Annotated in this window: 24 protein-coding genes; 16 read left to right on the top strand and 8 right to left on the bottom strand. The window is 56.7% G+C overall.

The window, feature by feature from the left end; translation table 11 throughout:
• Positions 1-110: 110 nt before the first annotated feature.
• The 10 genes from K5E19_RS15955 to trpS all read left to right on the top strand — a co-directional run bounded on the left by K5E19_RS15955 (position 111) and on the right by trpS (position 8,676).
• The gene (locus K5E19_RS15955; RefSeq protein ID WP_260411824.1) at positions 111-452 is read left to right on the top strand and encodes a DNA utilization protein HofO; all 342 of its coding nucleotides are present in this window, start codon (positions 111-113) and stop codon (positions 450-452) included.
• A complete protein-coding gene (locus K5E19_RS15960; RefSeq protein WP_221552070.1) occupies positions 442-846 on the top strand; it encodes a HofP DNA utilization family protein in 405 nt (134 codons plus the stop codon). Before K5E19_RS15955 ends, K5E19_RS15960 begins: the two co-directional genes overlap by 11 nt.
• Complete coding sequence (gene hofQ / locus K5E19_RS15965; protein WP_221552071.1) at positions 758-1,975, top strand: DNA uptake porin HofQ; 1,218 nt, start codon at positions 758-760, stop codon at positions 1,973-1,975. Before K5E19_RS15960 ends, hofQ begins: the two co-directional genes overlap by 89 nt.
• Before the next feature lie 286 nt (positions 1,976-2,261).
• On the top strand, positions 2,262-2,783 hold the full coding sequence (gene aroK / locus K5E19_RS15970) for a shikimate kinase AroK (protein ID WP_010436374.1): 522 nt from the start codon (positions 2,262-2,264) through the stop codon (positions 2,781-2,783).
• A 57-nt stretch (positions 2,784-2,840) separates the two neighbouring features.
• Complete coding sequence (gene aroB / locus K5E19_RS15975; RefSeq protein WP_042715390.1) at positions 2,841-3,929, top strand: 3-dehydroquinate synthase; 1,089 nt, start codon at positions 2,841-2,843, stop codon at positions 3,927-3,929.
• A gap of 92 nt (positions 3,930-4,021) precedes the next feature.
• Positions 4,022-5,326 (top strand): cell division protein DamX, encoded by a 1,305-nt coding sequence (damX, locus tag K5E19_RS15980; RefSeq protein WP_221552072.1) that lies wholly within the window; start codon positions 4,022-4,024, stop codon positions 5,324-5,326.
• A 67-nt stretch (positions 5,327-5,393) separates the two neighbouring features.
• On the top strand, positions 5,394-6,206 hold the full coding sequence (gene dam, locus K5E19_RS15985; RefSeq protein ID WP_042715393.1) for an adenine-specific DNA-methyltransferase: 813 nt from the start codon (positions 5,394-5,396) through the stop codon (positions 6,204-6,206).
• Between the two features lie 41 nt (positions 6,207-6,247).
• On the top strand, positions 6,248-6,925 hold the full coding sequence (rpe, locus tag K5E19_RS15990) for a ribulose-phosphate 3-epimerase (protein WP_010436362.1): 678 nt from the start codon (positions 6,248-6,250) through the stop codon (positions 6,923-6,925).
• Positions 6,918-7,679: a phosphoglycolate phosphatase gene (gene gph / locus K5E19_RS15995; protein WP_221552073.1), complete on the top strand. Its 762-nt coding sequence runs from the start codon at positions 6,918-6,920 to the stop codon at positions 7,677-7,679. The genes rpe and gph overlap by 8 nt, the downstream gene beginning before the upstream one ends.
• Positions 7,672-8,676 (top strand): tryptophan--tRNA ligase, encoded by a 1,005-nt coding sequence (gene trpS / locus K5E19_RS16000; protein WP_047345753.1) that lies wholly within the window; start codon positions 7,672-7,674, stop codon positions 8,674-8,676. Before gph ends, trpS begins: the two co-directional genes overlap by 8 nt.
• Before the next feature lie 145 nt (positions 8,677-8,821).
• On the opposite strand, the gene K5E19_RS16005 is transcribed toward trpS, so the two are convergent.
• The 4 genes from K5E19_RS16005 to nirB all read right to left on the bottom strand — a co-directional run bounded on the left by K5E19_RS16005 (position 8,822) and on the right by nirB (position 13,510).
• Positions 8,822-8,992: a YhfL family protein gene (locus K5E19_RS16005; RefSeq protein WP_221552074.1), complete on the bottom strand. Its 171-nt coding sequence runs from the start codon at positions 8,990-8,992 to the stop codon at positions 8,822-8,824.
• A gap of 142 nt (positions 8,993-9,134) precedes the next feature.
• On the bottom strand, positions 9,135-10,508 hold the full coding sequence (gene cysG, locus K5E19_RS16010) for a siroheme synthase CysG (RefSeq protein WP_221552075.1): 1,374 nt from the start codon (positions 10,506-10,508) through the stop codon (positions 9,135-9,137).
• A gap of 135 nt (positions 10,509-10,643) precedes the next feature.
• Positions 10,644-10,970, bottom strand: coding sequence for a nitrite reductase small subunit NirD (gene nirD, locus K5E19_RS16015; protein ID WP_221552076.1), 327 nt, complete (start codon positions 10,968-10,970; stop codon positions 10,644-10,646).
• Positions 10,967-13,510, bottom strand: a complete 2,544-nt coding sequence (gene nirB, locus K5E19_RS16020) for a nitrite reductase large subunit NirB (protein WP_221552077.1) — start codon at positions 13,508-13,510, stop codon at positions 10,967-10,969. The genes nirD and nirB overlap by 4 nt, the downstream gene beginning before the upstream one ends.
• A 239-nt stretch (positions 13,511-13,749) precedes the next feature.
• On the opposite strand from nirB, the gene K5E19_RS16025 reads away from it, so the two are divergent.
• A complete protein-coding gene (locus K5E19_RS16025; protein WP_221552078.1) occupies positions 13,750-15,066 on the top strand; it encodes a cytosine deaminase in 1,317 nt (438 codons plus the stop codon).
• 3 nt (positions 15,067-15,069) lie between these two features.
• On the opposite strand, the gene tsgA is transcribed toward K5E19_RS16025, so the two are convergent.
• Positions 15,070-16,254, bottom strand: a complete 1,185-nt coding sequence (gene tsgA / locus K5E19_RS16030; protein WP_221552079.1) for an MFS transporter TsgA — start codon at positions 16,252-16,254, stop codon at positions 15,070-15,072.
• Between the two features lie 278 nt (positions 16,255-16,532).
• Here tsgA and ppiA point away from each other — a divergent pair, with 278 nt between their 5' ends.
• The 4 genes from ppiA (at position 16,533) to K5E19_RS16050 (ending at position 19,697) form a co-directional block, all read left to right on the top strand.
• Complete coding sequence (gene ppiA / locus K5E19_RS16035) at positions 16,533-17,105, top strand: peptidylprolyl isomerase A (RefSeq protein ID WP_023309471.1); 573 nt, start codon at positions 16,533-16,535, stop codon at positions 17,103-17,105.
• A 106-nt stretch (positions 17,106-17,211) separates the two neighbouring features.
• Positions 17,212-17,796: a putative adenosine monophosphate-protein transferase Fic gene (locus K5E19_RS16040; RefSeq protein WP_221552080.1), complete on the top strand. Its 585-nt coding sequence runs from the start codon at positions 17,212-17,214 to the stop codon at positions 17,794-17,796.
• Between the two features lie 29 nt (positions 17,797-17,825).
• Entirely contained in the window at positions 17,826-18,389 is a 564-nt protein-coding gene (pabA, locus tag K5E19_RS16045; protein WP_221552081.1) for an aminodeoxychorismate synthase component 2, read from the top strand.
• A gap of 87 nt (positions 18,390-18,476) precedes the next feature.
• The gene (locus tag K5E19_RS16050; RefSeq protein ID WP_221552082.1) at positions 18,477-19,697 is read left to right on the top strand and encodes an aspartate aminotransferase family protein; all 1,221 of its coding nucleotides are present in this window, start codon (positions 18,477-18,479) and stop codon (positions 19,695-19,697) included.
• Here the strand turns inward: K5E19_RS16050 and K5E19_RS16055 are convergent.
• The gene (locus tag K5E19_RS16055) at positions 19,694-21,781 is read right to left on the bottom strand and encodes a YccS/YhfK family putative transporter (protein WP_221552129.1); all 2,088 of its coding nucleotides are present in this window, start codon (positions 21,779-21,781) and stop codon (positions 19,694-19,696) included. The genes K5E19_RS16050 and K5E19_RS16055 overlap by 4 nt on opposite strands.
• Before the next feature lie 57 nt (positions 21,782-21,838).
• Positions 21,839-22,471, bottom strand: coding sequence for a cAMP-activated global transcriptional regulator CRP (gene crp / locus K5E19_RS16060; protein ID WP_000242758.1), 633 nt, complete (start codon positions 22,469-22,471; stop codon positions 21,839-21,841).
• A 311-nt stretch (positions 22,472-22,782) separates the two neighbouring features.
• On the opposite strand from crp, the gene K5E19_RS16065 reads away from it, so the two are divergent.
• Complete coding sequence (locus tag K5E19_RS16065; protein ID WP_010436331.1) at positions 22,783-23,187, top strand: OsmC family protein; 405 nt, start codon at positions 22,783-22,785, stop codon at positions 23,185-23,187.
• Between the two features lie 87 nt (positions 23,188-23,274).
• On the opposite strand, the gene K5E19_RS16070 is transcribed toward K5E19_RS16065, so the two are convergent.
• Positions 23,275-24,144 carry a phosphoribulokinase gene (locus tag K5E19_RS16070; protein ID WP_003861663.1) on the bottom strand — a complete coding sequence of 290 codons (870 nt, stop codon included), beginning with the start codon at positions 24,142-24,144 and terminating at the stop codon, positions 23,275-23,277.
• Between the last annotated feature and the right edge of the window lie 3 nt (positions 24,145-24,147).

A 24,147-nucleotide genomic window follows, 5' to 3' on the forward strand; every position in this document is an offset into this window, starting at 1 on the left:
GTTTGCAACGCTGGGTAGAAAGCCGCGCTTCTGTGCGGGTGATCTGCTGGTGCGTGGTGTCCGGGGTGATTGCAGTGGCCGTATGGGGGCTTCTGGTCCGGCCCGTCGACTTGAAGTGTAAAGAACTCGAGGCCTTATCCTTTCGCGCCAGGCAATTGAATGCCGCGTTGTGGCCTCAGGCCGGTCGGCAACCCGTAGCACCAGCCCAGCGCGAAACGCAGCCCGTCCAGCCCTTCTCGCCGCTGGATTTTCAGGACAAGAGAACCGCGCTGGTGTACTGGAAACCGCAGCTGAACGGCGGGGAACTGGTGCTGGATGCGCTATGGTCAGACATCCCCGCGCTGTTTTCCCGCCTGGCACAGCAGGCGGTGAGCGTCAGGGCGTTTAGCCTTGCACCTGAGGGCACAAGGCTACGCCTGAGCCTGCAGCTGGAGAGCGATCATGCGCGGTAAGGTGCGCTACCTGATTCTCTGCTTGCTGCTGTTTCTGACCGGAATGCGCGATCCCTTCCAGCCTCCGGAGGATAGCTGCGCGGTTGGGCAGCTCGCCCGGTGGCGTTATCAGGGAATGGTGAGTGGCAGCATGGATACCGGCATTTTGCGCGACGGGCAACAGCGCTGGCACCGGGTGAGAAGGGATGAACGTTTACCGCCTGGCTGGCGGGTGAGCAAGATGGATCAACAACAGCTGACCGTGGATGTCGGTGACATGTGTGAGCCGACGCAATGGACATGGCAACGAGAAGGAACGAATAAAAGTGACGTTAAGGATACTGCTGTTACTGCTGGCGTTGAGCCAGCCCCTGTGGGCCGCCGTGCCAAAACCGGTCAGCCTCGTGGTGGATGATGTCCCTGTCGTACAGGTGCTCCAGGCGCTGGTGGCACAGGAGAACCGTAATCTGGTGGTATCACCGGATGTGACGGGCTCGCTTTCGTTGAATTTAACGCGGGTGCCCTGGCGACAGGCGCTACAGACGGTGGTGAACAGTGCCGGGCTGGTCCTGCAGGAAGATGGCGGCATCTTTTATGTCCATACTGCCGCGTGGCAGCGCGAGCAGCAGGCACGGCGGTTGCTTGAGGCACCGCTCGTCTCACACAGCATTCCGTTCACCTGGGCGGATGCCGGAGACGTGCAAAAAGCGGCGGAAAAGCTTCTGAGCCCGAAGGGCAGTTTATCCGTCGATAAGCGCACGAACCGCCTGTGGGTGCGGGATAACCAGAGCGTCGTGGACGTGCTAAAGCGTTGGGCGGATCAGATGGACCTGCCCGTTGAGCAGGTGGAGCTTTCGGCCCATATCGTCACCATTAACGAAAAAAGCCTGCGTGAACTGGGGGTGAAATGGAATCTCGCAGAGGCTACGGAGGCTGGCAAGGTTGGGCAGGTCACGACGCTTGGGGCAGATCTGTCGGTCGCCAGTGCGACCACGCACGTCGGGTTTAACATCGGGCGCATCAACGGCAGGCTGCTGGATCTGGAACTGTCTGCACTTGAGCAAAAACAGCAGGTGGATATTATCGCCAGCCCGCGATTGCTGGCGTCCCATATGCAGCCGGCCAGCATCAAGCAGGGCAGCGAAATTCCGTATCAGGTCTCCAGCGGCGAGAGCGGCGCGACCTCCGTGGAATTTAAAGAGGCCGTGCTGGGGATGGAGGTCACGCCGGTGGTGCTGCCGGGAGGGCGCGTGCGTCTGAAGCTTCACATCAGCGAAAACATGCCGGGCCAGGTGCTTCAGCAGGCCGATGGCGAAACGCTGGCCATTGATAAGCAAGAGATAGAAACGCAGGTGGAGGTAAAAAGCGGAGAAACGCTGGCGCTGGGCGGCATTTTCTCGCAAAAGAATAAAACCGGGAGTGACAGCGTGCCGGGGCTGGGGAAAATCCCCTGGATTGGGCAACTGTTCCGTCATGACGGCAAAGATAACGAGCGGCGCGAGCTGGTGGTATTTATTACGCCACGCCTGGTCGGTATTCATTAACGGGTAACGATCCCCGCAATGATTTTGCATTCAGTTTGTTGCAGATGTTTGACGTGGGGCATGAATTAGCATACAAGGAGTACCGATTTGAGTTGGACTTACGTCTTATTACCTTATGCGTCTGGTGCGGTGATTTAATCAGTTGCCAAACAAGCCGGAGTATTGAGATAATTTTTAGTCTGACTCTCGCTCTATTGCATATGAGGTTTCAGTTCATGTCCTGCTACGCTGGGTGTCTGCGAAGCGGGGATTACCATTAACGAATAGTCTTAGTAGTACCGAAAAAATGGCAGAGAAACGCAATATCTTTCTGGTTGGGCCTATGGGTGCCGGCAAAAGCACTATTGGGCGTCAGTTAGCTCAACAACTCAATATGGAATTTTACGATTCTGATCAAGAGATTGAGAAACGAACCGGAGCGGATGTGGGCTGGGTCTTCGATGTAGAAGGCGAAGAAGGTTTCCGTGACCGAGAAGAAAAAGTGATCAACGAACTCACGGAAAAACAGGGCATCGTGCTGGCAACTGGCGGCGGCTCTGTTAAATCTCGCGAAACCCGCAACCGTCTCTCCGCCCGTGGTGTAGTGGTCTATCTTGAGACGACTATCGAAAAACAGCTGGCACGTACGCAGCGCGATAAAAAGCGCCCGCTGCTGCAGGTTGAAACGCCACCACGTGAAGTTCTGGAAGCCCTGGCAGGCGAACGCAATCCTCTGTACGAAGAGATTGCTGATGTGACCATTCGTACTGACGATCAGAGCGCTAAAGTGGTTGCAAACCAGATTATTCATATGCTGGAAAGCAACTGATTCTGGCTTTATATACACTCGCCTGCGGGTAAAAGCATTTAAGGTGGATGTCGCGTCATGGAGAGGATTACAGTTACTCTCGGGGAACGTAGTTACCCTATCACCATCGCGGCTGGTTTGTTTAACGACCCAGCTTCCTTCTTACCACTGAAAGCGGGTGATCAGGCGATGCTGGTCACCAATGAGACACTGGCTCCGCTTTATCTTGACCGCGTGCGCCACCTGCTTGAGCAGGCGGGCGTGAAGGTCGACAGTGTGATTCTGCCCGATGGCGAGCAGTATAAAAGCCTGACGGTGCTTGATACCGTCTTTACCGCACTTCTGCAAAAACCGCACGGTCGCGATACGACACTGCTCGCCCTCGGCGGCGGTGTTGTAGGCGATCTCACCGGCTTTGCGGCCGCCAGCTACCAACGTGGCGTGCGCTTTATTCAGATCCCAACGACCCTGCTGTCGCAGGTCGACTCTTCTGTTGGCGGCAAAACCGCGGTCAACCATCCGCTCGGCAAAAACATGATTGGCGCATTCTACCAGCCGGCATCGGTGGTGGTGGATCTCGACTGTCTGAAAACCTTACCTGAGCGTGAGCTGGCGTCTGGTCTTGCAGAAGTGATCAAATACGGCATTATTCTTGACGGTGAGTTCTTCACCTGGCTGGAAGAGAATATGGATGCCCTGCTGCGCCTTGACGGGCCAGCGTTGGCGTACTGTATTCGTCGTTGTTGTGAGCTGAAAGCAGAAGTCGTTGCAGCAGACGAGCGCGAAACGGGCTTACGTGCTTTACTGAATCTGGGGCATACGTTTGGTCACGCGATCGAAGCTGAAATGGGCTACGGCAACTGGCTTCATGGCGAAGCGGTCGCGGCCGGTATGGTCATGGCTGCGCGTGCGTCTGAGCGCCTGGGTCAGTTCAAACCGGAAGAGACAGCGCGCATTATTGCGCTGCTTGAACGTGCCGGGTTGCCAGTGACAGGGCCGCAGGAGATGTCTGCGCAGGCGTATCTACCCCACATGATGCGCGATAAAAAAGTATTGGCAGGTGAGATGCGTCTGGTACTCCCGCTTGCAATAGGGAAGAGTGAAATGCGCGGCGGAGTGCCGCACGATGTCGTTCTTGGCGCTATCGCTGATTGTCAGCAGGCGTAACAACTAGAAAGGTCAGGCCACTGTAACCGGTGGTCGTTTAGCTTCAGGTGAAATGCAAAGTCGTTGGCATAAGCCTTTGAGTGGGGTGTTAAATGGATGAATTCAAACCAGAAGACGAGCTGAAACCCGATCCCAGCGATCGTCGTACTGGTCGTTCTCGTCAATCTTCAGAACGTGATAACGAGCCGCAGATCAACTTTGACGATGTTGATCTGGATGCAGACGATCGTCGCCCTTCACGCAGCCGTAACGCGCGTGATGAGCGAGAAGAAGAGGATTATGAGTCCGAAGAAGATTCAATGGACGAAGAGCCTGTAGAGCGTCGCCCGCGTAAACGTAAAAAAGCGGTAGCGGCGAAACCGGCTTCCCGCCAGTACATCATGATGGGGCTGGGCGTTCTGGTACTGCTGCTGCTGATTGTCGGCATTGGTTCCGCGCTGAAAGCACCCTCAACGAATTCAGCCGATCAGACGGCGTCTACTGAGAAGAGCATCAACCTGTCAGGTAACGATGCGACCGATCAGGCAAACGGTGCGCAGCCAGCACCGGGTACCACGTCTGCTGAGCAGACTGCGGGTAATACAACGACTCCGCAGGATGTGTCTTTGCCGCCAGTCTCTTCTACCCCGACCGAGGGGCAGGCACCTGCTACGCCAGAGGGCCAGCAGCGTGTAGAGGTTCAGGGCGATCTGAATAACGCACTGACGCAGCCTCAGAACCAGGATCAGATGAACAACGTGGTGGTCAACTCTACGCTGCCAACTGAACCTGCAACCGTCGCGCCGATTCGCGGTAGCAATGCACAACCGCAAGCAACGGAAACCGCGCCGACAACGGAAACCAAGCCGCGCCAGACGCAGACTGCACCGCGTCAGGAACGCAAACAGGCCGTGATTGAGCCGAAGCGTGAAAGCAAGCCGCAGACTGTGGCTAAAGCGCCTGAAGTGAAAGCGCCAGCGCAGACCAAACCTGCAGTGAGCGAGCCGGTAAAAGCGCCAGCGGCAACAGCAGCGCCAAAAGCGACAGCAACCACAACGGCACCAGCAGCGACGGCAGCACCAGCAGCAACGGCGACCACGACCACTTCCAGCGCAGCAGCAGGTAAAACGGCAGGTAACGTGGGTTCTCTGAAATCTGCGCCATCCGGCAATTACACCCTGCAGCTGAGCAGCTCGTCTAACTATGACAACCTCAACGGTTGGGCGAAGAAATCAAATCTGAAAAACTACGTTGTTTATCAGACCACCCGCAACGGGCAGCCTTGGTATGTGCTGGTGAGCGGTGTGTATGCTTCTAAAGATGAAGCGAAACGCGCCGTTGCAACACTGCCCGCTGATGTCCAGGCGAAGAACCCGTGGGCGAAGCCGATTCATCAGGTGCAGGCCGATCTGAAGTAATGTTTAAAGCGCAGGATGCTGTCGGAGCTTTCTCCACAGCCGGAGAAGGTGTAATCAGTTAGTCAGCATGAAAAAAAATCGCGCTTTTCTGAAATGGGCAGGGGGGAAATACCCCCTGCTCGACGATATTAAAAAGCACCTGCCGAAAGGCGAGTGTCTTATCGAGCCCTTCGTGGGCGCTGGATCGGTATTCCTTAATACCGATTTTTCTCGTTATATCCTGGCGGATATCAACAGCGACCTTATCAGCCTCTATAACATTGTTAAGCTGCGTACCGATGAGTATGTGGAAGAGGCGCGGAAGCTGTTTACGCCTGAGAACAACCATCCTGACGTTTACTATCAGTTCCGCACTGAGTTTAATCAGAGCCAGGATCCGTTCCGTCGCGCACTGTTGTTCCTCTACCTCAACCGTCATGGCTACAACGGCCTGTGCCGGTATAATCTGCGCGGTGAATTTAACGTGCCGTTTGGTCGCTACAAGCGTCCTTACTTCCCGCAGGATGAGTTGTACCACTTTGCTGAAAAAGCGCAGAATGCAGAATTCCACTGTCTCTCCTATGAGGAGTGCATGGAGCTGGCAGGCGTAAACTCGGTCGTTTACTGCGACCCGCCTTACGCTCCGCTTTCTGCGACGGCGAATTTCACCGCTTATCACACCAACAGCTTCAGCCCTGCCGAGCAGGCGCGTCTGGCGGAGATGGCGGAAAAGCTGGTCAGCAAAAGAATTCCGGTGTTAATTTCGAATCACGATACCCCTGATACGCGCGAATGGTACAAAGCCGCGAAGCATTTTCAGGTCAAGGTGCGGCGTAGCATTAGCAGCAACGGCGGCACACGTAAAAAGGTGGACGAACTCCTGGCTCTTTATCGCCCCTGAGCCGTTTTGCCCGCCGGTAAATACATTTCAAGGAGATGCGGATGAAACAGTTTTTGATTGCTCCCTCAATTCTGTCGGCCGATTTTGCCCGCCTGGGTGAAGATACCGCCAACGCACTGGCGGCTGGCGCGGATGTCGTCCATTTTGACGTTATGGATAACCACTACGTTCCCAATCTGACCATCGGTCCGATGGTGCTCAAGGCGCTGCGTAGCTACGGCATTACCGCACCGATTGACGTGCACCTGATGGTAAAACCTGTCGATCGCATCGTGCCTGATTTCGCCGCTGCGGGAGCCAGCATCATCACTTTCCACCCGGAAGCCTCCGAACACGTTGACCGCACGCTGCAGCTGATCAAAGAGAACGGCTGTAAAGCGGGCCTGGTCTTTAACCCGGCCACGCCGCTGAGCTATCTCGACTACGTGATGGATAAGCTGGATGTGATCCTGCTGATGTCCGTTAACCCGGGCTTTGGCGGTCAGTCGTTCATTCCTCAGACGCTCGATAAGCTGCGTGAAGTGCGCCGTCGTATTGACGAGTCGGGTTACGATATTCGTCTGGAAGTGGATGGCGGTGTGAAAGTGAATAACATTGGTGAAATTGCGGCTGCGGGCGCGGATATGTTCGTTGCTGGCTCAGCTATTTTCGACCAACCGGATTACAAAAAAGTCATTGATGAAATGCGCCGTGAACTGGCGAAGGTAAGTCATGGATAAATTGCAGGCAATTCGGGGTATCGCATTTGACCTCGACGGCACGCTGGTGGACAGCGCGCCTGGCTTAACGAGCGCCGTCGATCAGGCGCTGTATGCTCTCGAATTACCCGTTGCGGGCGAAGAGCGCGTGGTGACGTGGATTGGCAACGGCGCAGATGTGCTGATGGATCGCGCCCTGACCTGGGCGCGTCAGGAACGCGCATCGCAGCGTTCCGCGCAGGGTAAACCGAGCGTTGATCACGCTGATATTCCTAAAGATGAGCAGCTGCGTATTCTGCGTAAACTGTTCGATCGTTTCTACGAAGAGACCGTTGAAGAGGGCAGCTTCCTGTTCCCGGATGTTGAACAAACGCTGAGCGCACTTCACGCCAAAGGCATCCCGCTGGGGCTGGTGACCAACAAGCCAACCCCGTTCGTTGCGCCTCTGCTGGAAGCGCTGGATATCGCGAAGTATTTCTCCGTGATTGTGGGCGGCGACGACGTGCAGAATAAAAAGCCGCACCCGGAACCGCTTCTGCTGGTGGCAGGAAAATTATCCTTAACGCCTGCGGAGCTGCTCTTTGTCGGTGATTCCCGTAATGATATTCTGGCTGCCAGAGCGGCAGGCTGTCCTTCCGTGGGATTAACCTATGGCTACAACTACGGTGAGGCCATCACGCTGAGTGAGCCGGACGTTGTGTTCGACCACTTCAAAGATTTGTTGCCCGCACTCGGGCTTTCGCACAGTGAACATCAGGAATTGAATAATGACTAAGCCCATCGTTTTTAGTGGCGCACAGCCTTCAGGTGAATTGACCATTGGTAACTACATGGGTGCGTTACGTCAGTGGGTTAGCATGCAGGATGACTACCATTGCATTTATTGCATTGTGGATCTCCATGCTATCACCGCGCGTCAGGATCCTGAGAAGCTGCGTAAAGCCACGCTGGATACGCTGGCGCTGTACCTGGCCTGCGGCATCGATCCTGAGAAAAGCACCATTTTCGTTCAGTCTCACGTGCCGGAGCACGCGCAGCTGGGCTGGGCGCTGAACTGCTATACCTATTTCGGCGAGCTGAGCCGCATGACCCAGTTCAAGGATAAATCCGCGCGCTACTCTGAAAACATTAACGCCGGTCTGTTCGACTATCCGGTGCTGATGGCGGCAGACATCCTGCTGTATCAAACCAACCAGGTGCCGGTGGGTGAAGACCAGAAGCAGCACCTTGAGCTGAGCCGCGATATCGCCCAGCGCTTCAACGCGATTTACGGTGATGTGTTTAAAGTGCCAGAGCCGTTCATTCCGAAATCCGGCGCACGCGTGATGTCGTTGCTGGAGCCGACCAAGAAGATGTCCAAGTCTGACGATAACCGCAACAACGTTATCGGCCTGCTGGAAGATCCGAAATCAGTGGTGAAAAAGCTCAAGCGTGCGGTCACCGATTCCGACGAGCCGCCTGTTGTGCGCTACGACGTGCAGAACAAAGCGGGCGTTTCCAACCTGCTGGATATTCTCTCCGGTGTCACCGGCCAGAGCATTCCTGAGCTGGAGCAGCACTTCGAAGGCAAGATGTATGGCCACCTGAAAGGTGAGGTTGCAGACGCCGTTTCCGGCATGCTGACCGAGCTTCAGGAGCGCTACAACCGCTATCGCAACGACGAAGCTTTCCTGCAAAAGGTGATGAAAGAGGGTGCGGAAAAAGCCAGCGCGCGCGCGTCCGAAACCCTGAAAGCGGTATACGAAGCGATTGGATTTGTTGCGAAGCCGTAAGTCTGCTTGCCGGGTGGCGGCTTCGCCTTACCCGGCCTACGGACAGTGTAGGTCGGGTAAGCGTTAGCGCCACCCGACAAAAAAAACGCTCTGCACCAACAAAAAAAACCGGGAAATCCCCGGTTTTTTTACGCCTGAAAAACGCTTACTGCTGTGACGCCGGGCCGCAGCCGCCGATGATCTTCGAAATGGAGATCGCCGGGTGCAGCAGATAATCGTAGCTGCAGTTATTTTTGGTGTTTTGAACGTGACCGGTGCAGGCGGTCAGAGTTGATAACAGGCCAACCAGAACGGCGGCTTTTGCCAGTTTGAACATACGCATTCCTTGTCTTGAAACTTAAATTGGATGTAACACGAGGGAATAAATGGAAAAGTTCCATTTCAGGGCGGTATGTTATCGACAGCGGTAACAGGGGAGTAGTCCGGTTAAGGACTACTCGAAGAAGGGCGGATATGCGTTAGTGATTAGAGAACCAGTTGAGCTTGTCGCGCAGTTCAACCACGCGGCCAACAATAATCAGCGCCGGGCTTTCAACCTGCTGTGCCAGTTCACCAAGCTGCGTCAGCACGCCATCCACCACGCGCTGCGTAATGGCGGTTCCGTTTTCCACCAGCGCAACCGGCATATCTGCCTCCATGCCGTGCTCCAGCAGCTTCGCCTGGATGGTCGCGGCCTGATTAAGCCCCATGTAGAACACCAGCGTCTGCTTTTCGGCGGCCAGGTTATGCCAGTCCAGCTCGCTGCCGGTTTTCAGGTGGCCCGTCACCAGACGCACGCTCTGGGCGTAGTCGCGATGGGTCAGCGGAATGCCAGAGTAGGCTGAACACCCGGACGCCGCAGTAATGCCCGGCACCACGGAGAACGGAATGCCTGCGTGACACAGGGTTTCCAGCTCCTCGCCGCCGCGGCCAAAGATAAACGGATCGCCACCCTTAAGGCGCACCACGCGCTTACCTTTCTGCGCCTCGCGCAGCAGGATCTGGTTAATCTCCTCCTGCGGCACGCAGTGGTAGCCCGCACGCTTGCCGACGAAAACGCGGTCGGCGTCGCGGCGCACCAGGTTCATGATGTCATCGGAGACCAGACGGTCGTAAACCACGATATCGGCCTGCTGGATCTGCTGCAGCCCTTTCAGCGTCAGCAAACCTGCATCGCCGGGGCCTGCGCCCACCAGCACCACTTCACCGCGATGATCCAGCGGTTCGCTTAGCAGCTGTTCGGTCGTCTCTTCAACGGCTTTCGCGTCCTGATTCGCCAGAGACTGTGCCAGCCTGTCGTTAACAAAGAATTTCTCCCAGAAGCGGCGACGCTCGCCCACGGTGGAGAAAGTTTGCTTCACGCGGGTACGAAGCTGCCCGGCGTAATGGGCTATCTGACCAAGATGCTGGGGCAGCACGGCCTCCAGCTTTTCCCGCAGCAGGCGGGCGAGAACCGGCGAGCGACCGCCGGACGACACCGCAATCATCAGCGGCGAACGGTCGATAATCGACGGCATGATAAAGCTGGCCTCTTTCGGCGCATCTACCACGTTGCAGAAGATGCGGCGCGCTTCACAGGCGTCGCTGACGCGCTGGTTCACTTCATCGTCATCCGTCGCGGCAATGGTCAGCCAGCAGGTATCCAGCAGGGATTCATTAAACTCACCCTGTTCCAGCGTGAGCATCCCTTCCTGAGCCCAGACCTCAAACTGTGGGGCGAAGTCGAGGGCGTTGACGGTCAAGCGAGCACCTGCCTCTAACAGCAGGCGTGCTTTGCGTTCAGCCACGTCTCCGCCGCCCACGAGCAGGCAGTCGCGGTTGCGTAATTGACAAAAAATCGGCAGGTGATCCACGACGTTACCTCGCAGCATTCATGGAGGGGGTAATAATTGACGTCAGGATAACAGCAGGAATCGTACAGAACATACGGTTTTTCCTGCCGTTACCCATAAGGGGTCATAAGCTTTTCGTATTGAAAAGGCGGGGGATTAGCCTTTCAGCTGCACCTTGCCGCCCTTCACGCGGGCGTCGTAGTGCTTCACGGAGACATTTTCGTCTTCCATGCAGCGTCCGTCAGTTAAGCTGAAACGCTGCTTTTTCAGCGGGCTGGCAACCCACAGTTCGCCCTGATGCTCGGCAATCAATCCACGGGAGAGCACGCTGGCCTCGAAGAACGGGTCAATATTGCTGATGGCAAAAACCTGTTCATCGTGGCGAGGGCGGAAAATCGCGACCTGTTCTTTGCCCAGCAGCGCGCACACGCCTGTGGCAGGAATGATGTCGTTAATATCGCAAATGTCTATCCACTGGCTCATGCGTTTTCCTCCACCAGCGTCACCGGAATACGTTCATACGGCGTCGCCGGACGGTGCTGTTCACGCTCCGGCACTACCTGCACGTTCGGGTCGCGCTGGGTGCTGTTGATAAAGTGTTTAAAGCGCGTCTGCGCCGCAGGCGTGTTCACGGTTTCAGTCCACTCGCAGATCACCGCCTCGCGCAGGCGAGCCATTTCGGCTTCCAGCTGTTCGTTCAGGCCCAACTTGTCGTCGATGATGACGGACTTCAGGTAGTCGATGCCGCCTTCCAGGTTATCCAGCCAGGAGGCGGTACGGGTCAGCTTATCGGCGGTGCGGATGTAGAACATCATGAAGCGGTCGAGATACTGAATCAGCGTGTCGCGATCGAGATCCGCTGCCAGAAGGTCCGCGTGGCGTGGTTTCATCCCGCCGTTGCCGCAGACGTACAGGTTCCAGCCTTTCTCGGTGGCGATGATCCCCACGTCTTTACCCTGCGCTTCCGCACATTCACGGGTACAGCCTGAGACGCCGAACTTCATTTTGTGCGGGGTGCGGATGCCTTTGTAGCGGTTTTCCAGCTCAACGCCGAAGCCCACGCTGTCGCCGACGCCGTAGCGGCACCAGGTGCTGCCCACGCAGGTTTTCGCCATGCGCAGCGCTTTGGCGTACGCGTGGCCGGTTTCAAAGCCCGCTTCAATCAGCTGACGCCAGATTTCCGGCAGGTCGTCCTTCTGCGCGCCAAACAGGCCGATACGCTGGGAGCCGGTGATCTTGGTGTACAGGTTAAATTCACGCGCAATACGGCCCACGGCAACCAGCCCTTCCGGCGTGATTTCGCCACCGGCTGAGCGTGGAATAACGGAGTAGGTGCCGTCTTTCTGGATGTTCGCCAGGAAGTTGTCGTTGGTGTCCTGCAGCGGCGTGTGTTCCGGCTTGAGCACGTACTCGTTCCAGCAGGAGGCCAGCAGAGAGCCGACGGTCGGTTTACAGACTTCGCAGCCGTAGCCCTGGCCGTGCTTCGCCAGCAGTTCGTCGAAGGACTTGATGCCCTCCACGCGGATCAGGTGGTACAGCTCCTGGCGAGAATACGCGAAGTGCTCGCACAGGTTGTTGTTCACTTCGATGCCCTGTTTCGCCAGCTCGGCGTTCAGCACCTGCGTGACCAGCGGAATACAGCCGCCGCAGCCGGTACCGGCTTTGGTTTCCGCTTTCAGCGCCGACACGGTGTGGCAGCCTTTGTTGATGGCGGAGATCAGCATGCCTTTGGTGACGTCGAAGCAGGAGCAAATCTGCGCGCTGTCCGGCAGTTTATCCACGCCGATAGACGGCTTGCCGCTGGAGGCGTGAGCCGGGAGGATCAGCGCGTCCGGGTTTTCCGGCAGTTCGATGGCGTTCAGCACCAGCTGCAGCAGGTTGCCGAAGTCGCTGGTGTCGCCCACCAGCACCGCACCGAGCAGGGTTTTATTGTCCTGGCTGACGATGAGGCGTTTGTAGACTTCTTTGCTTTCGTCGAGATAGACGTAGCTGCGGGAATTCGGGGTGCGGCCATGCGCATCGCCAATACCGCCCACGTCCACGCCCAGCAGCTTCAGCTTGGCGCTCATGTCTGCACCGGTAAATGCGTTTTCGCTGCCGAGGATATGGTCCACGGCGACCTGCGCCATTTTGTAGCCCGGCGCCACCAGGCCGTAAACGCGGTTGTTCCAGCTGGCACATTCGCCGATGGCGTAGATATCCGGGTCGGAGGTCTGGCAGGCATCGTTAATCATGATCCCGCCGCGCTGCGCCACGGCCAGACCACACTGGGTCGCCAGCTTGTCGCGGGGACGAATACCGGTGGAGAAGACGATGAAGTCCACTTCCAGCTCGCTCCCGTCGGCAAAGCGCATGGTTTTGCGCGCGTCGGTGCCTTCCTGCACGATCTCTTTGGTGTTCTTGCTGGTGTGAACCTTCACGCCCATGCTTTCGATTTTACGGCGCAGCTGGTCGCCGCCCATGTGGTCCAGCTGTTCGGCCATCAGCATCGGGGCAAATTCGATGACGTGGGTTTCAACGCCGAGGTTTTTCAGCGCGCCAGCCGCTTCCAGACCCAGCAGGCCGCCGCCGACGACCGCGCCGCGTTTGCTTCGACGGGCGCAGGATTCAATGGCGTTGAGGTCTTCAATGGTACGATAAACAAAGCAATCCTGCGTTTCCGAGCCTTTGATAGGTGGGATCCACGGGTATGAGCCAGTCGCCATGATCAGCTTGTCGTAAAAAACCGTACGCCCGGCGCTGGAGTGGATCACCTTTTCCTGACGGTTGATGGTGATGGCGCGTTCGCCCACCAGCACTTTTACGCCATGCTTCTCATAGAAACCTTCACGCACCAGAGAGAGCTCTTCGGCGGTATGATGGGAGAAGTAGGAAGACAGGTGCACGCGGTCGTACGCCTTGCGGGGTTCTTCACAGAACACGGTAATGTCGAAACGGTCGGCGTCGGCTTTATCGAGAAGATCCTCAATAAAGCGGTGGCCGACCATGCCGTTACCGATGATAGCGAGTCTGACTTTGCTCATTTTTGCCTCGATTTCTTTTCTATTACTGCCTACCTTAACGATTCAGCAGGGGCACTTATTGATGCAAATCAAATACGTCTTCGCCTACCCACAAGGTGGTATATAGCTGATTTGTCAGGATTTTTATAAGTTATGGAATTTGCTGGCTTTTCGTATTCGTCGATTTTGTGTACAAAATAGGGTGCGTTTTTTAAAAATGCGTACTCCTAAATATCAGCCGTGTTTTTCGGGAGAAAGGTATGTCTACAACACCGCTTTGGCTTGTCCAGAATGTTCGCTTACCGGGTCGGGAAGGGCTGTGGCAAATCGCCATTGAGAACGGTCGTTTTGGTGATATCACGCCAATGGACGATACCCATGCCGAAAGTTACGAAATCCTGAATGCGCGCGGCGGGCTGGCGATCCCCCCGTTTATCGAGCCGCATATTCATCTTGATACCACCCAGACGGCGGGGGAGCCGAACTGGAACCAGTCCGGGACCCTGTTCGAAGGCATTGAGCGCTGGGCCGAGCGCAAGGCGCTGCTCAGTCATGAGGATGTGAAAGCGCGCGCCTGGAAAACGCTGAAGTGGCAAATTGCCAACGGCATCCAGTTTGTCCGCACCCATGTGGATGTCTCTGACCCGACGCTGACCGCCCTTAAGGCGATGCTGGAGGTGAAGCAGGAGGTGGCCCCGTGGGTGACGCTGCAGATCGTCGCCTTCCCGCAAGAGGGGATCCTCTCTTACCCGAACGGCGCGGCGCTACTTGAAGAGGCGTTAAAGCTGGGGGCCGACGTGGTGGGGGCGATCCCGCACTTCGAGTTCACCCGTGAGTATGGTGTCCAGTCGCTGCATATTGCTTTCGATCTGGCGAAGAAATATGACCGCCCGCTGGATATCCACTGCGATGAAATCGACGACGAACAGTCTCGGTTTGTCGAGACGGTGGCGACGCTGGCATATGAAGCAGGTATCGGCCCGCGCGTGACGGCCAGCCATACCACCGCCATGCACTCCTACAACGGCGCGTACACCTCGCGGCTGTTCCGCCTGCTGAAAATGTCGGGGATTAACTTCGTCGCTAACCCGCTGGTGAACATCCACCTGCAGGGGCGCTTTGATGACTACCCGAAACGTCGCGGCATTACGCGGGTGAAAGAGCTGCAGGAAGCAGGCATTAACGTCTGCTTTGGTCATGACGATGTTTTTGACCCGTGGTACCCGCTCGGGACCGGCAACATGCTGCAGGTGCTGCACATGGGGCTGCACGTCTGTCAGATGATGGGCTATCCGCAAATCGACAGCGGCCTGAATTTGATCACCCACAACAGCGCCCGTACCTTTGGCCTGAGTGATTACGGTATTGCGACGGGGAACCCGGCAAACCTGATTATTCTGCCTGCGGAGAGCGGGTTTGAGGCGGTACGCTGTCAGGTGCCGGTGCGCTGGTCGATCCGTCAGGGACGCGTGATTGCCACAACGCAGCTGGCGCAGACGTGGATAAAAATGGACAGCGGGGGAGAAGAGTTGTTCTTTACCAAAAACAGCCCCTTTACCGAACGCAAAGGGGCGTAGAAATTAGTGAGACGCCGCGGCTACGTTGTGCTGGCGGTGGCGTGTCACGAAGCCCAGAACGAAACACATGATAAACACCACGGCATACAGGCCGTTCGCAGTGTGCAGCGCCGCCAGCGGACCGCTGTGGGCGACAATCGGGCCCGTCACCACGAAGGTCAGCATGGTGCCGATGGTGCCGCAGGTCAGGACGAAGTTAACCAGCTTCGGCGAGGCCACTTTGGTCTGCAGGGAACCCAGGGTGATGATCGAGGTGTAAATGGCGCTGGAGAAGAAGCCCAGGGTCAGAATGAACCACGGCATATGTTCCGGTGAACCGTTGATGAACAGGTACATCAGCACGGTCGCCATACCTGCCAGCACGGTCAGAATACGCTGCAGGTCGAAGAAGCGCAGAATGAAGCTAAACGCCCACATGCCGAACATGTAAGACATCCAGAAATCGCTCACCAGCTTACCCGCGTCGTTCAGGCTCATGCCCAGCCCTTTCGCGTATTCCGGTACCCAGGAGATAAAGCCCAGCTGGCCCAGGATGTAGCACAGGGCGGCAACGGAGAGGAACAGCACGCCGATGCCCCACTTTTCTTTCGCCACAGGCTCTGCGGTAGTTTGCGCTTTCTTGCCCAGCACCGGGAACTCACAGCCGAAGGTGAGAATAAAGATCGCCACGTAGACCAGACCGATGCAGGCATAAACCCAGTACCACTCGATGCTGCGCGCCAGCAGCGCGGCGGCCACCATCGGGAAAATCATCCCGGCCATGCTGAAGAAGGAGTCGGTAAATAGCAGACGCGCGCCGCGCTGGCGGCCTTCATACATATGGGTAATCAGGAACGTACCGATCGACATGGTGATCCCGCTGACCAGACCGAGCACGAACATGGCGGCGGAGAACAGCGCGATGCTGTGGCTCAGCATCAGGCCCGCCACGGCGGCGACCATCAGCACAAAACCAAAGCGCAGCTGGGTTTTCAGCGGCACAATTTCCATCAGCCAGGCATTCAGGAAGATAGAGATCAGGATCCCCGCGTTGAGGAAGGTAAAGGTGTTACTCATGCTGGAAACGGGCAGCTGGAAGTAGTCTGCGATATTTCCCATCACCATCCCGGTGACGATCACCAACGCGCCGGTCAGGGCGTAGGAGAAGAAGCTGATCCATGTGAGCTTGATGCGATTGCTGTTAGTCATGTCTGGCCTGTTCATAAAAAGAAAAGCGCCGGGAAGGCGCTGTGAGCGGGCAGATTTTAGACTTGAAAGTGATCTAATTAAATCTTTTCAGAAAATATTGATCGCATTTGCATATTTTTGTGTGATGCAGATCACGTAAAATGGCGCTATTACCAATCGTTTGCGCGGTAACAACTGTTTCAATTTCGTAAAATTAGGTAAAAGGCTGGTCTCCGTTCATACTGCTCTTTAGAATCAAGCCATTCGCTTTTTATACTGCGCTTTGTTAAGGAATTCTCATGCTCAAATCAACACTGGCGGCTGTTGCAGCTGTGTTTGCTCTTTCTGCCGTTTCCCCTGCTGCGCTGGCAGCCAAGGGTGACCCTCACGTCCTGCTGACCACCTCCGCAGGGAATATTGAGCTGGAACTGAACAGCCAGAAAGCCCCTGTTTCTGTGAAAAACTTCCTCGACTACGTGAACAGTGGGTTCTACAACAACACCACCTTCCACCGCGTGATCCCGGGCTTTATGGTGCAGGGCGGCGGCTTCAACGAGCAGATGCAGCAGAAGCAGCCAAACCCGCCGATTAAAAACGAAGCGGACAACGGCCTGCTGAACAAGCGCGGCACCATCTCCATGGCGCGTACCGCAGACAAAGACAGCGCGACCAGCCAGTTCTTCCTCAACGTGGCGGATAACGCCTTCCTTGACCACGGCCAGCGTGACTTTGGCTATGCCGTCTTCGGTAAAATCGTGAAAGGGATGGACGTAGCGGACAAGATTTCTCAGGTGCCTACTCACGACGTCGGCCCGTATCAGAATGTCCCGTCAAAACCGGTCGTTATCCTCTCCGCGAAAGTTCTGCCGTAACTCTTCTGAACGCGGGTTTCTTCTGCCCGCGTTATGTCACCCTCCCTGCGAAAGCGCGTTTTGCTGCTTATACTTGTGGCAAACGGACTATTCAGGGAGGCGTTAAGTGAAAAAACTCACCGACAAGCAAAAATCCCGTCTCTGGGAACAGCAGCGTAGCGTCAATTTGCAGGCCAGTTGTCTCCTTGAAAAAGGTCATGGTCCCTCAGCGCCCCATATTGAGACGCTGGCGCTTGGGCCATCCGCGCCCGGGTTGCCCCATCTGTGCCTGATTCACCGCCATCTGTACCACAGCGAGATGAAGCAGGCCGGCGAATTCCGTACCGACGATATTTTTAAGGGTGACATTCCCTTCTGCCATTTCGAGTACATCGAGAAGATGGGCAACGAGCTGATGGCGGCGCTGGAAAGCGAAAAGTATCTTGTGGGTCTTGAGAAGGCGGCGTTTGTTGACCGGGTTAGCCACTATTATTGCGAAATTAACATGCTGCATCCTTTTATGCGCGGCAACGGTATTGCCCAGCGCGTTTTCTTCGAGCAGCTGGCGCTCCACGCGGGCTACGCGCTGGACTGGCGCGATATCGATCCTGAGCAGTGGGTGGCGGCTAACCGAAGCGGCGCAACGGGAGATTTGACCGCGTTAAACGCTATCTTTGCCAAAGTAGTGAGCGAAGCGCGGGAATCTGAGTAGAATAGGGCGGCATTTTTTCGGGAGCCGCCATGATTCTGCTGATTGATAACTACGATTCCTTCACCTGGAACCTTTACCAGTATTTTTGCGAACTGGGTGCTGAGGTGGTTGTCCGCCGCAACGACGAGATCGATCTCGCCGATATCGAGACGCTGGCTCCGCAGAAAATCGTGATTTCGCCGGGGCCGTGTACGCCGTCGGAGTCGGGTATTTCTCTGGATGTAATCCGCCACTATGCCGGCAAGCTGCCGATTCTGGGCGTCTGCCTGGGCCATCAGGCGATTGCTCAGGCGTTTGGTGCCACCATCGTGCGCGCCGCCAAAGTGATGCACGGGAAAACCTCTCCGGTCACGCACTCCGGCACCGGAGTATTCACGGGGCTTAATAATCCGTTAACCGTGACGCGCTACCATTCTCTGGTTATTGACCCGCCTACGCTGCCCGCCTGCTTTGAGGTCACCGCCTGGAGCGAGACGCAGGAGATCATGGGTATCCGCCACCGCGAGTGGGATCTCGAAGGCGTGCAGTTCCACCCGGAAAGTATCCTCAGCGAGCAGGGGCACGCGCTGCTGGCAAATTTCCTCAATCGCTGAATATCTGTTGCCTTGCTGTGATTTTTTATGCATATTTTGTGATTATATTTTCACAATCACTGTGACATAAAAATGGATGGTCATGACATGGCAACTGAACAACCAGCAATTACCCGCGCAACATTTGATGAAGTGATCCTGCCGATTTATGCACCGGCTGAGTTTATCCCGGTGAAGGGGAAAGGCAGCCGCGTCTGGGATCAGCAGGGCAAAGAGTATGTTGATTTCGCGGGCGGCATTGCGGTGACGGCGCTGGGCCATTGCCATCCCGCGCTGGTGGAGGCGCTGAAAACCCAGGGCGAAACCCTGTGGCACACCAGCAACGTGTTCACCAACGAACCGGCGCTGCGCCTGGGACGTAAGATCATCGATGCCACTTTCGCGGAACGCGTGCTGTTTATGAACTCCGGCACCGAAGCCAACGAAACGGCGTTTAAGCTGGCGCGCTACTACGCCACAACGCGCCACAGCCCGTACAAAACCAAAATCATCGCCTTCCACAATGCCTTCCACGGACGCTCTTTCTTTACCGTCTCCGTTGGCGGCCAGCCGAAATACTCAGACGGATTTGGCCCGAAACCGGCCGATATCGTCCACGTGCCGTTTAACGATCTGCACGCGGTGAAAGCGGTAATGGACGACCACACCTGCGCGGTGGTGGTCGAGCCTATTCAGGGCGAAGGCGGCGTGACCGCTGCGACGCCGGAATTCCTGAAAGGGCTGCGCGAGCTGTGCGACGAACATCAGGCACTGCTGGTCTTTGATGAAGTCCAGTGCGGGATGGGGCGTACCGGGGATCTGTTTGCCTACATGCACTACGGCGTGACGCCGGACATCCTGACCAGCGCCAAAGCGCTCGGCGGCGGTTTCCCGGTGAGTGCGGTGCTGACGACGCAGGAGATTGCTTCCGCGTTCCACGTCGGCTCTCACGGCTCCACCTACGGCGGTAACCCGCTGGCGAGCGCCGTGGCGGGAGCCGCGTTTGATATTATCAATACGCCTGAGGTGCTGAACGGCGTTAGCGCGAAGCGTGAGCTGTTCGTGAAGCATCTCCAGCAGATTAACGATGAATATAATGTGTTCAGCGAGATCCGCGGCATGGGGCTGCTGATTGGCGCCGAGCTGACGCCGCAGTACAAAGGCCGCGCGCGTGATTTCCTGCACGCCGCCGCGCACGAAGGGGTGATGGTGCTCAATGCCGGGCCGGACGTGATGCGCTTTGCGCCGTCGCTGGTGGTGGAAGACAAAGACATCGAAGACGGGTTAACCCGCTTTGCCGCGGCGGTCGCGAAGATCGTTAAAGGCTAATACTCGGTTCGCTTTAACCGGCGCGTTAACCAAATACCGTGATGCGGGCGCTGACGCCATGCCACCGACGAAATGGTGTGCATGGTGTTCAGATGCCCGAGAACGCGCTGCAAATGCTGCTCCAGCGTGCTCATTGGCCCGTGGGTTAACGTCTCCGGCGCTTCCAGAATATTCGAATCCCCCGCCTCGCCCGGCGAGTCATACTCCAGACGCTGCTGGCACCGCTGCAACGCAATTTCACACGACTGCAAATAGCGCTGCGCCAGATCCGGCGTCAGCATCGTGTGCTCGCGCGCCAGTGTGGTCATGGCGTTAATGTGCTCGACGATAAACTGGCTGTGCGTCACCCACAGCTTCATGTCTGCCAGATAGTGCGAGTTAAAGCCCGGCTCCTGCATCGCCTGGTTGAGCGAGTTAAACAGGGCGTTGTGCGCCTGGTTGACCTTCATCCGCTGATACGCCAGCGGGGAGGGCTGCGGGTCGTCGCTGAGGATCAGGCGAATGGCCTGCTGGTCGGCCTCCAGCGCATCATGGGCGTTCTGCCTGAGCAATCCGCTCTGCCACTGCGGCCACAGCCAGACCATGCCGCCGAAGGCAATCAGGCAGCCAATCAGCGTATCGACCAGCCGAGCCACGATAAACTGCTCGCCGTTGAGCGTGAGCAGCTGCAGGGTGTACACCGCCGTGACCGTAAAGCCCACCATTGCCCAGCCGTAGTTTTTACGGATGATCAGATAGCTCACCATGGTGATCGCCAGCATCCCGACCAGCGTATAGCCTTCCGGCACGTGGAAGTGCAGCGTCACGCCCGCAATAATCAGCCCGGCCAGGGTTCCGCCAGCCCGGTGGAAGATACGCACTCGCGTGGCCCCGTAGCCGTTCTGCGTCACAAACAGCACGGTCATTAAGATCCAGTAGGGTTTCGGCAGGTGCAGCGCCATGCCCATCAGGCTGGCAATGCTCAGCATCACGCTTATCCGCGCCGCGTTGCGCAGGGCGGCGGATTTCAGTGACAGATAGCTTTTGAGCGCGGGCAGCAGCGGCAGACGTTTCTGCTTATCCGCCATCAGGTCACGCGGATAAAGCGGGCGCTGCGTGCGCAACACGCGGGCGATGCGGCTGAAGTGCCAGGCGGCAAACTGGCCTACCGGGTTATCCGGATGCTGACGGGCGATTTTCTCCAGCGCGCCGAGCTGTTTGTCCATGTTGAAGCGCGTGGGGTAGCGGTGATAGAGGATATCGTCAGCCAGAACCCTCAGCCGCGCGGCGACGGTCTGCGCGTTCCAGCGGATCACCGCTTCGGCATGGCTGCGCTCCACCAGCTTTTGCACCTCCTGCGGGTGGTGAAGGCTGACGGAGATATGCTCCTGCAGGTCCAGCCCCACCTGGAAGGTGCGCAGCAGCCGTTTGTATTCGTGGTTCTTGTTGGCGGCGAGCATGTGCAGCTGTTGGTAGCACTGGCTAATCAGGTCTACAACCTTTTGCTGGCGCGTCAGCAGCGGCGGCAGGGATTTCTCCGGGTCGGTATGCTGGGTGAGCAGGGTGTATTTGGCCTCGCAGTAATCCGCAAGCTGCACATAGAGCAGGCTCAGGGATTCACGCAGCGGCTGCTCCCGCCACAGCCAGAACCAAAACCAGTTAAACACCCCGTACCAGAGCGTGCCAAGGGCGTAGATCAGCAGCGGCTCCCACACCGGCATATTCCCGGCGAGGCTTAGCGTGAAAATGGCCGCAATCAGCGAGGCGGGCAGCAGTCGCGCGTGCAGCGAACTGATTTCCGCCGTCACGCCAAGCGTCATCGCCAGCACGGTCAGGATCAGCGGCAGCGGGATATCACGGGCAAGCAGGAGCTGTACCGCGAGACTACAGCCAGCAAACAGGCAGCCACCGATAATGAGGCGTTTGAAAAAGCGCTTATGCGGCGTGTCCAGACCGGCAATGTTGCAGCAGGCAGGCACGAGGGAAAACAGCAGACCTTGCTGAAGATGTCCGAGGATCAGGCCTATGGCCACAGGAAGGCACAACACCAGCGTTTGTCGCAGTGCGTAGTTAACTTCCGGGTGATAGATCAGCCTGCGCCACATGGGGAGTAGAGACAAAAACGGCGTGACACCTTGCGATGGCACGCCGTTTGAGCGGAATTAACGCGTTCCGTAAACCACGATGGTTTTACCGTGGGCGGAGATCAGGTTCTGGTCTTCCAGCATTTTCAGGATACGGCCCACTGTTTCACGGGAGCAACCGACGATCTGACCAATTTCCTGGCGGGTAATTTTAATTTGCATGCCGTCAGGGTGGGTCATGGCGTCTGGCTGTTTCGCCAGGTTCAGCAGGGTCTGCGCGATACGGCCGGTCACGTCCAGGAAGGCGAGGTTACCCACTTTCTCAGACGTCACCTGCAGACGGCGTGCCATCTGGGAAGAAAGACGCATCAGGATGTCAGGGTTAACCTGAATCAGCTGACGGAATTTCTTGTAAGAAATTTCAGCCACTTCACATGCTGTCTTTGCACGAACCCAGGCGCTACGTTCCTGGCCCTCTTCAAACAGGCCCAGTTCACCGATGAAATCGCCCTGGTTCAGATAAGAAAGGATCATCTCTTTCCCTTCTTCATCTTTGATCAGCACTGCCACCGAGCCTTTAACGATGTAATACAACGTTTCCGCTTTTTCACCCTGGTGAATCAGCGTGCTCTTCGATGGGTACTTATGAATGTGGCAATGAGACAAGAACCATTCGAGAGTCGGGTCTGTTTGCGGTTTGCCAAGCACCATGCGCTGTTATCCTCTGTTATAAGCTGTCACCAGAGTCATCAGATGCATCCGGACTCTGGGGTTGCAATCGAATTCTTACCCATACCCTGGGAAGTCGGCTGTCGTAACGTTTCGCAGCCAGTAAAGTTTGATGTCCTCTGCATACATGTGTAACGTCAATGTATTACTGTAGCATCCAGAGTGTTTTAGCATAGCTTTTGCCGCGTGTCTCCTGGTGTCTCGCTTCAGCATGATGCAGGTCGCCTTCCGTTGCGAGAAATGTAATGCACGCGTAATCTGTCACCAAAAATGCAACGTTGGAGTTAATGAATATGCAAGCGCGTGTGAAATGGGTTGAGGGTTTAACGTTCCTGGGCGAATCTGCTTCTGGACATCAGATTTTGATGGACGGTAACTCCGGCGACAAAGCCCCAAGCCCGATGGAGATGGTGCTGATGGCGGCGGGCGGATGCAGCGCAATTGACGTGGTGTCGATTTTGCAAAAAGGCCGTCATGATGTGACCGATTGCGAAGTGAAGCTTACTTCCGAACGTCGCGAAGAGGCGCCGCGCCTGTTCACGCACATTAATCTGCACTTTATCGTGACCGGTAAAGAACTGAAGGATGCCGCAGTATCGCGCGCCGTAGACCTTTCTGCGGAGAAATACTGCTCAGTGGCGTTAATGCTGGAGAAAGCGGTAAAAATCACGCATTCGTATGAAGTGATCGAGGCGTAAAAACAAAGCCCGGTGGCGCTGCGCTTACCGGGCCTACAACTGCACGAACGTAGGCCGGATAAGCGAAGCGCCATCCGGCAACAGACGTTACGCGATCTGCTTCCCTTCCATCAGTCGCTGGACCAGCGGCGTCATAATTAACTCCATCGCCAGCCCCATTTTTCCGCCCGGCACCACCAACGTATTCATGTGCGAAATAAACGAGCCCTGCAGCATCGCCAGCAGCCAGGGGTAATCAATGCCTTCGAGGTTGCGGAAGTGGATGACGACAAAGCTCTCATCCAGCGACGGGATGCTTTTAGCCGCAAACGGGTTGGAGGTATCTACCGTCGGCACGCGCTGGAAGTTGATGTGGGTGCGGGAGAACTGCGGCGTCAGGAAGTTAATGTAATCTTCCATGGAACGCACGACGGAATCCATCACCGCTTCGCGAGAATGCCCGCGCTCGCTCATGTCACGCGTCAGCTTCTGGATCCACTCAAGGTTAACGATCGGCACCACGCCGACCAGCAGATCCACGTGGCGCGCGACGTCATGTTGAGGCGTGACCACGCCGCCGTGTAGCCCTTCGTAAAACAGCACGTCGGTCGGCTCCGGCAGCGGCTGCCACGGGGTGAACGTCCCCGGTACCTGGTTCCAGGGAACTGCTTCGTCGTAGGTGTGCAAGTATTTGCGGGACTGCCCGGTCCCGCTCTGCCCGTATTCGCGGAAGGTTTGTTCCAGCAGGCCGAAATCGTTGGCTTCCGGCCCGAAATAGCTGATGTGCTTGCCCAAATCGCGCGCCTTGCGGATGGCCATGTCCATTTCCGGGCGCGTGTAGCGGTGAAAGCTGTCGCCCTCCACCTCTGCCGCCCGGAGATTCAGCTGTGCGAAAATCTTGCGAAAAGCGAGGCTAGTGGTGGTGGTTCCCGCCCCACTTGAGCCCGTAACGGCAATAACCGGATGTCTGGCAGACATAGC

Source organism: Enterobacter sp. RIT637 (genome assembly GCF_019718755.1).
GTDB lineage: Bacteria > Pseudomonadota > Gammaproteobacteria > Enterobacterales > Enterobacteriaceae > Enterobacter.